This is a genomic window from Marinoscillum sp. (assembly GCF_965229915.1).
In the GTDB taxonomy this organism is placed as follows: Bacteria; Bacteroidota; Bacteroidia; order Cytophagales; family Cyclobacteriaceae; genus Marinoscillum.
Genome location: NZ_CBDDJZ010000001.1, coordinates 3,808,603 through 3,821,519 on the forward strand (window position 1 = coordinate 3,808,603; position 12,917 = coordinate 3,821,519).

At 45.7% G+C, this 12,917-nt stretch carries 10 protein-coding genes; 2 read left to right on the forward strand and 8 right to left on the reverse strand.

What is annotated here, in order from left to right; all coding sequences use genetic code 11:
• Nucleotides 1-118: 118 nt before the first annotated feature.
• The 4 genes from ACO067_RS16380 to ACO067_RS16395 all read right to left on the reverse strand — a co-directional run bounded on the left by ACO067_RS16380 (nucleotide 119) and on the right by ACO067_RS16395 (nucleotide 6,571).
• On the reverse strand, nucleotides 119-2,593 hold the full coding sequence (locus ACO067_RS16380; RefSeq protein ID WP_421875939.1) for a tetratricopeptide repeat protein: 2,475 nt from the start codon (nucleotides 2,591-2,593) through the stop codon (nucleotides 119-121).
• Between the two features lie 3 nt (nucleotides 2,594-2,596).
• Nucleotides 2,597-3,172 carry an ECF-type sigma factor gene (locus ACO067_RS16385; protein WP_421875941.1) on the reverse strand — a complete coding sequence of 192 codons (576 nt, stop codon included), beginning with the start codon at nucleotides 3,170-3,172 and terminating at the stop codon, nucleotides 2,597-2,599.
• Between the two features lie 147 nt (nucleotides 3,173-3,319).
• Nucleotides 3,320-5,959 (reverse strand): right-handed parallel beta-helix repeat-containing protein, encoded by a 2,640-nt coding sequence (locus ACO067_RS16390; RefSeq protein ID WP_421875943.1) that lies wholly within the window; start codon nucleotides 5,957-5,959, stop codon nucleotides 3,320-3,322.
• 222 nt (nucleotides 5,960-6,181) lie between these two features.
• The gene (locus ACO067_RS16395) at nucleotides 6,182-6,571 is read right to left on the reverse strand and encodes a hypothetical protein (protein WP_421875945.1); all 390 of its coding nucleotides are present in this window, start codon (nucleotides 6,569-6,571) and stop codon (nucleotides 6,182-6,184) included.
• 101 nt (nucleotides 6,572-6,672) lie between these two features.
• Here ACO067_RS16395 and ACO067_RS16400 point away from each other — a divergent pair, with 101 nt between their 5' ends.
• Nucleotides 6,673-7,176 carry a D-glycero-alpha-D-manno-heptose-1,7-bisphosphate 7-phosphatase gene (locus ACO067_RS16400; protein WP_421875947.1) on the forward strand — a complete coding sequence of 168 codons (504 nt, stop codon included), beginning with the start codon at nucleotides 6,673-6,675 and terminating at the stop codon, nucleotides 7,174-7,176.
• A 5-nt stretch (nucleotides 7,177-7,181) separates the two neighbouring features.
• Here ACO067_RS16400 and ACO067_RS16405 read toward each other — a convergent pair whose 3' ends face one another.
• Nucleotides 7,182-7,667, reverse strand: coding sequence for a tetratricopeptide repeat protein (locus tag ACO067_RS16405; RefSeq protein WP_421875949.1), 486 nt, complete (start codon nucleotides 7,665-7,667; stop codon nucleotides 7,182-7,184).
• A 55-nt stretch (nucleotides 7,668-7,722) separates the two neighbouring features.
• On the opposite strand from ACO067_RS16405, the gene ACO067_RS16410 reads away from it, so the two are divergent.
• Nucleotides 7,723-7,938 (forward strand): hypothetical protein, encoded by a 216-nt coding sequence (locus ACO067_RS16410; protein WP_421875951.1) that lies wholly within the window; start codon nucleotides 7,723-7,725, stop codon nucleotides 7,936-7,938.
• Here the strand turns inward: ACO067_RS16410 and ACO067_RS16415 are convergent, their stop codons facing one another.
• The 3 genes from ACO067_RS16415 to ACO067_RS16425 all read right to left on the reverse strand — a co-directional run bounded on the left by ACO067_RS16415 (nucleotide 7,939) and on the right by ACO067_RS16425 (nucleotide 12,870).
• Nucleotides 7,939-9,756: a glycoside hydrolase family 15 protein gene (locus tag ACO067_RS16415; protein ID WP_421875953.1), complete on the reverse strand. Its 1,818-nt coding sequence runs from the start codon at nucleotides 9,754-9,756 to the stop codon at nucleotides 7,939-7,941. It lies immediately after the preceding gene.
• A 127-nt stretch (nucleotides 9,757-9,883) separates the two neighbouring features.
• Complete coding sequence (locus tag ACO067_RS16420; protein ID WP_421875955.1) at nucleotides 9,884-11,437, reverse strand: 4Fe-4S binding protein; 1,554 nt, start codon at nucleotides 11,435-11,437, stop codon at nucleotides 9,884-9,886.
• 101 nt (nucleotides 11,438-11,538) lie between these two features.
• Nucleotides 11,539-12,870 carry an NAD(P)/FAD-dependent oxidoreductase gene (locus ACO067_RS16425; protein WP_421875957.1) on the reverse strand — a complete coding sequence of 444 codons (1,332 nt, stop codon included), beginning with the start codon at nucleotides 12,868-12,870 and terminating at the stop codon, nucleotides 11,539-11,541.
• Nucleotides 12,871-12,917: the final 47 nt, after the last annotated feature.

Genomic DNA, 12,917 nt, shown 5'->3' on the forward strand with positions numbered 1-12,917 from the left:
TTACTAGTAATACTGTTGAATTACGCTAAAGTAACAGATTAGTTTCGTTTTTGTCGAAATTGAAATGGTATTAGTTTCGTTTTTGTCAAAAAACCCTCTAAAAGTAAATGGATGTAGGTTATTTGGTGAGGGAGTCCAGTTTGCTGCGATAGTCCTGGTAGCGATGGTGGTTTTTTCCCAGTACTTCCAAACTGATTTCAGTAGCTTTTTGGTAATGCTCGATGGCCTTCTGAGGGTTGGATGTATCTACGTAAAGTTCCCCCAGGAGCGAATGTGCAAAGCTTACTTTTTGATGTTGTTCTCCAAAGTTGGATACATAAATGTCAAGTGCTTTTTCGTAATAGTTTTTGGCTTGATCCCAGTTTTCTTTACTGTACTGGACATGTCCCAAGCTGATGTAATCACCAGCGATGTATGGATGATTTTCTCCAAGATTGGAGATGTCGGCCTTTAGCACTTGCTTGAAATACTTGTTAGCCTCATCGTGTTTGCCCTGGTTGTACTTGGAGTTTCCAAGGTTGTAAAGCGTCACAATGGTGTATTGGTTAGTAGCTCCATACTTCTTTTTGTACACCTCATAGGCCATCAAGGTGAGGGAGTCGGATTTTTGATAATCCTCCACTTTGTAATAAGCAGATCCCAGGTTAGCCAATGTGGTGAGTACATGTGGATTTTCCAAAGCATAACGCTCCAAGTCGGACTCCAGTTTTTGTTTCAGTAGTTCGATTTGCTGTTCGTAGTTACCTAGCCGATTGTGGGCCAATGCCATGTTATTTAAGGCCACGGAGACGGCACTGAAGTCTTCTGATACATAGGGTAATGCAAGTTGATGAGCTTTTTTTGCCGATTGTAGTGCCTGATCATATTGGGAGAGCTCCCTCTGATTCGAGCTGAGTCCATTATAGGCATGAGCCAGTTCAATTGGGGCAATCTTGGTGTATTCCTGATTTGGTTTTACATGTTCTTTCCTGGCTTTTTCTAATAGAGCAATAGCTTGCTGTGACAATGATACTCCTGCATCATAATCACCTTTCATAAATTTAACATAGCCTAAATCCTGGTAAGCACCAGCCAGCATGATCGGGTAGTCATCACCTATTGGTTCCATCAGGGATACTGCCAGGGTCATAGAAGAGTCCGCTTTTGCCAATTCAGATAGGTTGCGATAGTATCCGCCGAGATTATTGTGCAAATTGGCCAGCTCTATACCAGGTGGGTTCAGTGGCTCTAGTAACTCCAGAGCTTCTAGAAATAAAGGACCAGATTCTTTCCACAGGCCCAGTTCTGCATACAGTGTACCCAATAAGTTGAGACTGTAGGCTTTGATCTCCGGGTCTTCAATCTCCGCTATTTTGGTTTCGCTCTCTTGTAGCAGGTCTTTGGCAGACAATTCCTCTCCGTTGTTTTGAGTAGGATCATTAGCCGCAAAAATGTTGCGGAGAAACGTGTAGGACTGTTCAAGCTTCACTTTTTCTTGCCGTGTTTTGTTGATCTGCATTTGGTTGAAAATGGCAGAGCCAACCGAAATCACCACAATGATTGCTGTCAAAACAACTAGCGCGGTATTTCTTCTTGCAAAGAGCCATGTGGTCTGCCAGGGCCCATTTTTGCTTGCTGATGTAGGTTTCAGCTCCAAATATCGCTGCAAGTCCAGACTCAGTTCGGTAGCTGTTTGGTAGCGGTCTTCCGGTTTTTTTTGCAGGACTTTCTCCAACACTGGAGCAAGATTGCCTGGTGCGGAGGTAGGAGCCTGAAATGCCCAACTGGTTAAGCAACTGAAGACTTCTTCCCGATTGGTGTCGGGGATGGGATGCTCAAAAAGTAGTTCCATTAGGACCAACCCAATTTGAAACAAATCACTTGATATGCCAGGAGAAGCATTGGCCATGGCTTCAGGAGGCAAGTATCTCAGGGTTCCAGAGCTCATTCGTACTTCACTCGACTCGTCCAGTTGGCGGCCAATTCCAAAGTCAACAATTACCGGGTCACCCGACTCATTGATCAGAATGTTGGCTGGTTTTAAATCTCTGTGCAGGATGAACTGGTTATGCGCGTGTTGCAGGCCGGCAAGGACCTTGATCACAATCTGGATGATCTCTTTGGTGGTCAATTGCCTCTGGCTGACATATTCATCTATGGGCTGACCTGCCACGTATTCCATGACCAGGTAGTGAATGCCCTCTTTCAAAACACCTCCATCAAATATTTTGGCAATATTGGGATGATTCAAACTAGCCAGTAATTCGCGTTCTCGATTGAACTGATCTCGGTGGCTTGAGGTCATTTTATCGGCTGAGAGCAGCTTGATAGCTACCTGTTGATCAAATAACCCGTCGGAGCGCGCAGCAAGATATACATGCGCCATGCCTCCTTGTCCAATCTGGTGGGTGATTTGGTAATTTCCTATTTGAAAACCGGCTGGTAGGGACACATTCAGGCTTTCCTGGATTTCTCGCTCAATTTGGCCTATTAAGGAGTTGAAGTAGGTGTCTGCCTCTTTTTCTGCTTTGATGAGTGCATCTACTTGCTGCGATTCGCCTATGGCGGATAGGAAATCAGCCCATTCTTTTCTATGCTCCTGGTCGGGTTTCATAGGCTACGCCGGTACCGACACGAGTTGTTGATGCAGCCAGGTTTTAGCGATGTTCCACTGGCGTTTTACGGTACTTGGGCTTGAGCCAATGATGCTGGCCGTTTCCTCTATGGACAAGCCAGCAAAAAACCTGCATTCTACAATTTTGGTATAGGTGGGTTGTTTGATCTCTAACCTGCTAAGTGCTTCTTGTATGCTCAGTATGGCAGATTTGCTTTCTTCGGAGAGCATCAGTTGCTCCTCCAGGTCTTCAATTTGGTAGCGACTACCTTGGGGTCTTTTCTGAGCACTTCTCTTCTGACAAGCATTCACAAGAATTTGTCGGATGGCTTTAGCTGCCAGGTTCAAAAAATGGTTTTTGTTTTCCAGCGTGGAGAGGTTGGCCTGGGATAGCTTCAAATAGGCTTCATGGACCAGCGCCGTGGTGTTAAGCGTATCTTGTTGGTTGAACCTCAGTCGAATGAGATGGGCACTTTTTCTCAATTCCTGGTAAACAATAGGGAAGAGATGGTCTAGCGCTTTTTGATCTCCCTGATTGATCCGTTCAATAGTTTTTTGAAGTTCGGCTTCACTAATCATGACAACAGGCGTTTTAGGGCGAACTGGAAATTTACTAAAAATTAATGGATTAATCCTATTTGGCTTAGGGCTTTAAAAACCAAAATCCCGGCAGGAAATGCCGGGATTAGGAAACATACAAAGCATGTTAGACGAACTTCTGCCGCCCTAGAAGCTATTGCCATCTACATTGCTTGTGAATGTATTATTGGCTGTTGCACCAATAATGTTGTTAATTGTGCCGATTGAAAACACTCCGTACGAGCTGCTGTTGGAAATCGAGGAGTTGGTGATGGAGAGTTGTGCTCCGGCATTGACACCTACATTGGCGGCAAAGTTTGCTCCATCAAAATCGTGCTCAGATTTACCTCCATAGGATACTTCCACATAGTCTAGTTTATTTTGACTGTTGGCTGACTGGAAGAAGAATCCTTTCCAGTGAAGACCGCCATCTACATTGGAGGTGGTGAAGGTGATCCTATCGGTATCGGTACCTTCGGCGATGAATGCCCCAAATATTTCCAATTGTACATCTTCGTCCATTTCAAACGAAGCTCCTGGCGCCACAGTGACAGTTCCATTCAAATTCAGATTTCCTGTCACACGGTAAAAAGCATCTCCAGCAAGAGCATTCCAAATGACCGTTTTGGTGTCTGCCAGCGTGGATCCAAACACCTCCACCTCAGCAAAACTGTTGTTGGAGAACGTGGTATTGCCATCTATGGCATCTAGTTCGTCTGCCGGCAAACCAATTGCTTTGCTATTCCCAGAGAAGGAATTGTTCGCGAAGTTCTCGATCTGCCCTCCGTCATTGTCGATGTACAATCCATAGTCATCATTGTCACTAATGGACGAATTGGTGACGCTTACCTTTCCGCTACTTTCTATGCCTATGGCGGCTTTATGGTTGGTGCCGTCAAAATCCATCTCGGAATTTCCAGCATACGAGACATCTACATAGTCAAACTCATTGAGGTTGCTGGCAGAGCTGATGTAGATTCCTTTCCACAGCAATCCTCCACTTACATTGGATGAGGTGAAGACGATGTGGTCCGATGCGGTTCCTACAGCACTTATTGAACCTGACACGTCTATTATGACGTTTTCATCCAGTTCGAAGGAGGCTCCCGGATCTATGGTTACATCACCAACGATATATACATTGCCAGAGACTCTGTAAGTGGCATTTTCAGCAAGGTTTGGCCATGAAGTAGTCTTGTTTTCTTCATAAGTGGACGCAAATATTTCCACATCAGCGTTGGCGTTGTTAGTGAAAGTAGATGCTTCATCCAGAGCGTCTACCTCATTGGCCGGAAGTCCGACAGCTCGCATGTTGTCAGTGAAAGTGTTGGCAGTAAAGGTTTCCAGCTGACCACCATCATCATCTACATATACGGCATATCCTTGATTATTTGAGAATACACAGTTGGTTATGGACATTTTACCATTGGCATCCAGTCCCAATCCAGCCATGTGATTAACTCCTGAGAAGTCCATCTCTGAATTGCCAGCATAGCTAAATGCCACGTGATCCAGTTGGTTTCGGCCATCTGCAGAATTGACATAGATTCCTTTCCAAAGCAATCCCTGATTGACATCAGCGGTGGTGAATTCCACTTGGTTGGATTCGCTTCCCTGCGCGATAAGTGCTCCAGTCACGGAGATCATTACGTCTTCTTCCATCTGAAACCTGGCACCCTCGTTGATGGTCAAGGTTCCTTGAATAGCCAGATTGCCGGAGACCGTGTAAGCCGAACCGCTGCTGAGCCCATTCCAGGTAGTTTCTACAGATTCGTCTATGGTGGATGAGAAAATCTCCACATCCGAGGAGCTGTTGTTGACGAAGGTACTGGTGGCATCCAGCGCTTCTACTTCGTTGACCCAGATCGCTACACCGTTTTCGTTAGCTTCCAGGTGGTTGTTTGTGAATGAAGCGAGTTCGCCTCCATCATCATCAATGTAAACGGCGTACCCAGAGTTGTTCATGAACGAACTATTCTCGATAGCCACTTTGCCGCTGGATTCTACTCCTATACCAGCTTTGTAGTTGGTGCCTGAGAAATTTATCTCGGAGTTGCCAGCATAGTTAAGTTGAACATATTTCAAGCTATTCTCGCTGCTGGCAGAGGCAATGTAAAGGCCTTTCCAGTGTGTTTCGCCTGCTTCATTTGCAGAGGTAAAAATGATGGAGTCCGTTTCAGTACCTTCTGCTACGAGAGTTCCTGAGGAGGTGATACTGAGTGATCGATCTTCCTGAAAATGGATGTTCACACCCGGTTCTATTGTCAGGCGCGCAGATACATTCACATTTCCTATCACCAGGTAATCTACCAGGCTGGCGTCTTCTTCATTGATATTTTCCAACACTCTGTCTGAGTCGATCGCTCCACTCAGCTCCACATAGCCTCCGGGCATCACGGTGATCACCTGAGTTTCAGAGTCAGTGACTTCTCCATCATCAGTGGTGAGTGTTAGCATCACGGTGTATTCGCCCGTTTTATCTGGCGTAAAGTTGGTTTCAATGCTTGTAGCATTGGTCAGTGCTGATTCAGATTCCTCAGGTACCTCTGTCAGTTCCCACAAGATTTCAAAGCCCGTATTAGACGCATCGAAGGAGGCGTTAGCATCCAGGTTGATCTCATCTCCGATTTTCGGTGTTTCCGGGCTGAATGAGAAGGCAGCTTCCAGATTGATCTCATCTTCGTCATTTGGCTGAGGTTCATCTTCCAGACAACCGGCCAGTGTAATCAGTGTCAATAAGCCCATGATCACCATGAACTGCTTGAATAAAGTGAATTTGATTTTCATAGTTTCTTCATTTTATGTTTCCCTTTTACCAGTGCCTACAGGAAATATTCTGGAAGTGGGTCAAAAAAATGAAAAAAATATGTGTCCTCTGCAATGCTGGCCAGGAGGGTCAGGGACGGAAAGTCAATAATTTAATAGCAGGGGTTAGAACTCTCTGAAGGTCTAGACGGGAGATAAGGCAAGGCATTTGCACAAGAGTGTTCTACAAGAAAGGTAAGGTCTTTAGGCAGTCATGAATGGAAGCATCAACTCCCGCATTTCTTCTCGGGAGGTATCCTTATGACTGATGAGGTAAGCCACCACCTCCTGATCAAAACCAAGCTTGGAGGCCATCTGTCGGGCGAAGTACTCTTCAGAGGAGGTGATCATTTCATCAGCCAGCACCACCAACATGCAGTCCATCATGAAATCCATTTTATCCATCACGCTCATAGGCGCAAGACTTTCATTGTAGTCCGGTGAGTTAAAAATCTCTTGAAGTTCTTCTTCAGAAGCCCCGTATTTCTTGCTGATTTTGCGAATGACGTTTTTTTCTTGCTCGGCAAAGTCCTCATCTACCATGGCGATCTTGACCAGAATGCTGAGTTGCTTTTTCTGTTGGAAGTCTAACATACCTGTATTTTAAGAAAAAATCTCCATTTGTCCTTCATTCTAAAAATGAAATTTGATGAGAGGTTTTAAAAGGTAAATGGATGATTTTACTTTCTTTGAGCATGAATAAGTGCATTTTTTTGGATCGGGATGGGGTGATCAACAGGGACTATCCAGACTATGTCTATACTCTTGATCGCTTTGAGATATTACCAGGCGTAATAGAGGCGATTACCAGGATCAAAGAAGCAGGTTTTTTGGCCATCGTGGTAACGAATCAATCGGGCATTTCGAAAGGCATTTATACACGCTTTCAGATGCAAGAATGCCACGACTACATGCAGCAAGAGTTGGGTCATCAGATTGACAGAATCTATTATGCGCCCTGGCATCCCGATCAATCGGAATCACTCAGTCGGAAGCCCAGTACACTGATGTTTGAGCGAGCCATCGCTCGTTATGACATTGATGTGTCCCAGTCCTGGATGATTGGTGATAAGGAACGCGATTTGATTCCAGCTCAAAAACTTGGGATAAAAACCATACAGGTGGGTGGTCGAGAGGATCAACTGGCAACTTTTGTGGAAAAGGATTTACTGTCTGCCATCGCTAGAATCATCCCTTAAAGAAACTATTCACAAACCATGTATTCAGAATAGCTCACCCCAAGATCTTTGGCTTTTTTCCAGTCGGCTTCTGCACCTTCCACATCATTCATCATGCATTTGGCAGTGCCTCGGCTGACATACGCTTCCGCAAACTGGTCGTTGTATTTGATCACCTTGTCAAACTCCTTGATGGCCAGCTCAGCATTTTTATCAGCTAGAAAAATGTAGCCTTTTTCATAGTAAGCCTCAGCATAATCCTCGCGAAGTTCTGTGGCCTTGTTGAGGTCGTTCATGGCTGCTTTCTTTTCACCCATTGCAGATTTACAGACACCACGCAGGTAGTAGACTTCTGCATTTTCAGGCGCATAGGCTGCGGCTTTGTTGAAATCTAGAATGGCACCTTTGTAGTCTTCGTTTAGGTATTTGTCGTAACCTGCATTGAGGTACTTTTCTGCATCTTGTGAGGTCAGTAGGAAATGTATGCCGAGTATAAGTGTGAGTAGTTTCATTATTGCAAATCTATGTAACGCAGAACAACTGCCCATGTTGTCAGGTTGCTAAAGCATGAAAACAAAAATGCAATGGTTAGTTAGAGGAGGTTTGGGAGCCTCTTTGTCCGGGTTTGGAGCCTGTGCCATCGTAGAGTGTGGATTTCTCAAACACGAGGGAGCACCTTGGCTGGAATGGGTTGGTTTGGGGACCTTAAGTCTGATTGCATTCAATGCGGGCATCTGCCTGATAGCAGACGCTGTACGATTCCGAATCAAAATGGATGAATAATCAGCCTAAGGTTTTGTCCAGATTGTATGCCGCACTGATCAATGACAAGTGCGTGAATGCCTGTGGGAAATTGCCCAATGCTTCTCCTCTCGGTCCGGTTTCTTCTGCGTACAACCCTAGATGATTGGCATAGGTCAGCATTTGTTCAAACATGAGCCGCGCTTTTTCGAGCTTGTCTTTGTCTTGCTGACCCGCTCGGGTCAGTGCCTCCACCATCCAAAATGTGCACAGATTGAAAGTGCCTTCCTCACCGGTAATGCCATCGTTGGTTTCTTTGACATTGTATCGATACACGAGACTATCCATTAGTAGGCCTCCTTGTTCAGGACTTTTAAGTGTGGCATCTATGGTTTTAATGATGCGCGTATCCGAAGGAGATACGAAAAAGGTGAGCGGCATCATCAGGTTGGAAGCATCCAGCGTTTTACTGCCATAGCTTTGGACAAAAGACTGCAGTTCGTCATCCCAGCCTTTGGTCATGATCTCCTCATAGATCTTATCTCGTTCTTTCATCCAAATATCCCTGTCTGACGGGAACGAGCGCTTATCTGCCAGTCGGATTCCTCTATCCAGTGCTACCCAGCACATGAGTTTGGAGTAGACAAAATGCTGCCTTCCACCGCGCACTTCCCAGATGCCTTCATCTTTCAGGTGCCAGTTTTTAGCCACCCAGTTGATGAGCTTCCGCAGTTGTTTCCACAGATCGTAGGAAATCGGGCTGCCATATTTATTGAAGAGGTAAACGGAGTCCAGCAGCTCTCCATAAATGTCGAGTTGCAATTGATCGAATGCGCCATTGCCAATGCGCACAGGAGAGGAGCCCATGTATCCTTCCAGATGATCCAGTACTTTTTCTTCCAGTTCATGTCGGCCGTCGATACCATACATGATTTGGATGGAGCCGTCATCATTGAGTTCATAGCAGCGCTCTTCTATCCAGTGCATGAATTTTTCCGCTTCTTTGGTAAACCCAATACGCATCAAGCCATAGATGGTAAAGGCCGCATCTCGTATCCAGGTGTAGCGATAGTCCCAGTTACGCACTCCACCCAGTTCCTCAGGAAGGGCGCAGGTTGGTGCTGCCACAATCGCGCCGGTTGGTTCAAAGGTTAAGAGTTTTAAGGTGAGGGCGGACCGGATGACGATTTCCCTCCAGCGACCTTTGTAGGTGCACTGCTTCACCCAGTCGGTCCAATAGTCAATGGTGTTGATCAGGCCTTCATGGGCTACAGAATCTTCAAAGTATTGTTCGCCACCTTCCGTTTCTTTGATCACAAAATTGGCTGTTTCACCACCCTGAAGTTCTACTTCCGCACTGACGCCATTTTGAAAGTTTTGGAGGGGAACCGAGGTGGCTAAAGTGATGGATTGTTTTTTGGAACGGAAGACAGCTCCCTGTGGGCCCATGATGGTCTGATGGTCATCCTGCGCATAATTAAAAGCTGGGATGCATTCCATTCTCACTTTCATGCTTCCCCGGATCATCTTCACCCAGCGGACTAGTCTATTTTGTTGCTCACCGATTTTGGTTTTACCAACAGGCATGAAATCAATGACTTCACAAACCCCGTGCTGGGCCAGGAAGCGAGTGATCAGCACGTTGGTGTCGGGCCAGTAAAATTGCTTTTGGGTGACATCTGCATCAAGTGGCGTGATTTTGAAATACCCACCTTTTTGGTGATCGAGGATTCTACCAAAGATACTTGGTGAGTCAAAGTGTGGGTAACACATCCAGTCGATAGAGCCATCGATTCCCACCAGACAGCTGGTGCGCATGTTCCCTATAATCCCGTAATCCTCTATTTTTTTATAAGCCATAAGCAAGTTTACTTATCAGGTAAAAGGTGCTTTTGGGTTACATTGTTTGGATTGATTTGCAATTGCAAATAGGCGGGGTATTGATAAAGGTAATGCGAATGGACTAAACGAACATGCATACAGTGGTTCAGCCTTCCACTTTGATACTATCATTACCAATGAGTATTGGCTGACCGAACCGACCGTCCTCATCTCTGTTTTCCAGATTTAACACGCCGCGAGGGCATACTGCGGAACACACTCCGCAGCCCACGCAGCTGGCACGTACGATGTTCTGCCCACGCTGTGCATACCAGCGCACATCGATCCCCATTTCACAGTACGTGGAGCAATTGCCGCATGAAATGCACTGACCACCATTCGTGGTAATGCGGAATTTGGATTTGAATCGCTGGACGATACCGAGATAAGCCGCTAAGGGACAGCCAAAACGACACCAAACCCGATTGCCCATGAGTGGGTAAAAACCGGTGCCAATCACACCAGAGAATATGGAGCCGATCATAAACCCATAAGGTTTGCGCAGGTAGGTGTAAGTGTCCAGACCAAGTAAGGTATTGGATCCGGTGATGAAGGAATAAAGTACGCCAGCAGTCATGATCACGGCAAAAACCAGCACTCCATGCACCAGGTACCGTTCGATTTGCCATGCTTTAAGCGATTTGTCTGAAAGCTGACGAAACGAATCCCCAGCGGTCTCTGCCAGACCACCACAGCCACAGACCCAGGAGCAGTACCATCGCTTGCCAAAGAAGAACACAAAGACCGGAACACCAATAACAAAAAGCGTGATTCCCCAGGCAAACATGAAAATGCCCAATCCTCCGGCGGAGGTGAGTGTATTGATGTGCCACGCGTCGAAGAAGTCATAATCCAGCGGCCACATGTTTTTGAAATCAAAGTAAGGTTGATTTAGTCTTACCAGTATTTCGGGAAGTAAGAAAGCAATGGCCAGCTGAAAGAACATGACCGACAAAGTACGTACGATCTGGTACTTGCTATGGCGGTATTTGATGATCATCCTCACACCCATGACCACCACGGCAAACGTGTACAGGAACCCATATAGAAACCATTGACTGGAAGTGCCGTCAGGATTGATCCATTTCTGCAAAGGATCCACCAGGATGATCCAGTTCATGATGTAGGCATCGTAGAAATAAAGCAATATGTAGAAGACAATCAAAAGCCCACCGATGAGTATTCCGATCCAACCCCGATTATTGAGTGCGTGATGAAAAATACCATTGTTTTTAATGCCGGGAGGTCCAGTTAACCTGGTTTGCGGCAAAATAAACATGAGTGCTCCTAAAGTGCCCACCACGAATACCAATAGGAATAGTAGCAGGGTGTGTTCTTTGATCAGTCCGATAGTGGCTGCTCTCGTGAGTGAACTGGCATACTGATCATAGATGACTTTATCCCACTTTTGCTCAGCTCGCATCTGCGTATTGACTTCCTCTATGGCTCCATTGACGGCATTTACAAAAGGAATGCTCAAAGAATAGGTTTGGCCGATGATCGATTTGAATTTTGAATCCAACAACTCCTGATGCTCCTCCTTAACAATGCCGCGGTAATCTTCCTCAGATAAGCGGTAGGAAGACATCAAAAACAACCCCAGAAAAAGGAAGAAGGAAAAGAGGAAAAGGATGAGTCCGGTAGATCTAATTGCTTTCATTTCGTGTTTTTTTTACCTCAGGGAATACAAGTTGATTGGTACTATTATTTAATTCTCTGTTTGGCTCTGCTTTCTCTGTGGTTGATAAATATTAGCTGTGGTTATGAATTGAATAATCGTTGGAAGAATGATGGCTTTTCAACAGCTACCGATTCGCCAAACTGTTCATTGTAATGTCTCTGAATTTCCGGTTCATAGCGTTTGAAGAGCTCCGGATCGAAATTGGCTTTGGACAGATTTCCAATGACTTCACCGATCTTTTTTTGCTCCAGCAACCAGTTGTTCCACACCTCATGTCGCTGACGTATTCCAAATACGTTCATGCCCGCAACGATTTTATCTTCTTTGCTATAAACCAGGTGAATGCATTTCTTTCCATCCTCGCTTTCCCAGTAAAAGGAACCTTGATTTTGATCCAGACGTGCAGGTACGTTCCCATAGGTTTGGTACTCAATATCAAAGAACTTGGCAGAGTTGAACCAGATGCCTGGCATGTATTTACATGGATTGCCAGTAATCGAGCGAGCCACCGTTTCCCCCATCATTCTCCCGACATACCACACGGCTTCTATCGCTTTGCGGTGTGGTGGTGGGTTTTTCAACTGTGCACAGTCGCCGATTGCATAAACATCAGTGATATTGGTCTGCAGGAAGTCGTCTACCAAAATACCCCGATCAAGTTCGAGGTTGGTGTCTTTGAATAGACTGATATTGGGATGTACCCCCACGGTAAGCCCGACAAACTCACAGTCGATTTGCTCGCCGGATTTGATTTTGACACCTACTACCCTTCCAGAGCCACCATCCAAAATGGCCTCCAGTTCTGTTTCTGTTTGAAGGTCGATCCCGTGTGCTCTGAGATGCCGATCGATGAGAGTCGCTTCTTGCTCCGGCAATACATTTCCCCAAAAGTGAGCTTCCCGAATGAGATAAGTCACGTGAATTCCACGGCTATGGAGCATCTCAGCCATCTCCACACCAATCAATCCACCCCCGACAATGACCGCATGTTTAACTGCGGCTGTAGACCTTTCCATCAACTTGAGATCTTGTAGACTGTACAGACCTTGCACACCCTGCAGGTCCTGACCTGACCACCCAAATTTATTGGACTGGCTGCCCGTTGCCAGGATCAGCTTATCATAATTGATTTCTTCGCCGGAATCAATGATGAGTCGACGATGGTCAAAGTCTGCTTTTGTAACCCAGGCTTTTTTTAGGTCGATCCGATTCTTTTCCCAAAACCAATCCTCATACGGTTTGGTGTGTTCATATTTCATGTGTCCCATGTAGATGTACATGAGCGCTGTTCGGCTGAAGAAATGGTCAGACTCTCCACTGATGACCGTGATTTGATGATCACTCAGTTTTCGAATGTGACGAGCCGCAGTTATCCCGGCTATACCATTTCCTAGAATGACTATGTGTGACATGATGTAATCTTAGTAGGCTAAAAGTAGCTGGTTTATTTTCCAATATA

Bases quoted from the DNA above. Each gene is read 5' to 3' on its own strand.
- ACO067_RS16380 (WP_421875939.1), bottom strand. From the start codon at position 2,593: ATGAAACCCGACCAGGAGCATAGAAAAGAATGGGCTGATTTCCTATCC.
- ACO067_RS16385 (WP_421875941.1), bottom strand. From the start codon at position 3,172: ATGATTAGTGAAGCCGAACTTCAAAAAACTATTGAACGGATCAATCAG.
- ACO067_RS16390 (WP_421875943.1), bottom strand. From the start codon at position 5,959: ATGAAAATCAAATTCACTTTATTCAAGCAGTTCATGGTGATCATGGGC.
- ACO067_RS16395 (WP_421875945.1), bottom strand. From the start codon at position 6,571: ATGTTAGACTTCCAACAGAAAAAGCAACTCAGCATTCTGGTCAAGATC.
- ACO067_RS16400 (WP_421875947.1), top strand. From the start codon at position 6,673: ATGAATAAGTGCATTTTTTTGGATCGGGATGGGGTGATCAACAGGGAC.
- ACO067_RS16405 (WP_421875949.1), bottom strand. From the start codon at position 7,667: ATGAAACTACTCACACTTATACTCGGCATACATTTCCTACTGACCTCA.
- ACO067_RS16410 (WP_421875951.1), top strand. From the start codon at position 7,723: ATGAAAACAAAAATGCAATGGTTAGTTAGAGGAGGTTTGGGAGCCTCT.
- ACO067_RS16415 (WP_421875953.1), bottom strand. From the start codon at position 9,756: ATGGCTTATAAAAAAATAGAGGATTACGGGATTATAGGGAACATGCGC.
- ACO067_RS16420 (WP_421875955.1), bottom strand. From the start codon at position 11,437: ATGAAAGCAATTAGATCTACCGGACTCATCCTTTTCCTCTTTTCCTTC.
- ACO067_RS16425 (WP_421875957.1), bottom strand. From the start codon at position 12,870: ATGTCACACATAGTCATTCTAGGAAATGGTATAGCCGGGATAACTGCG.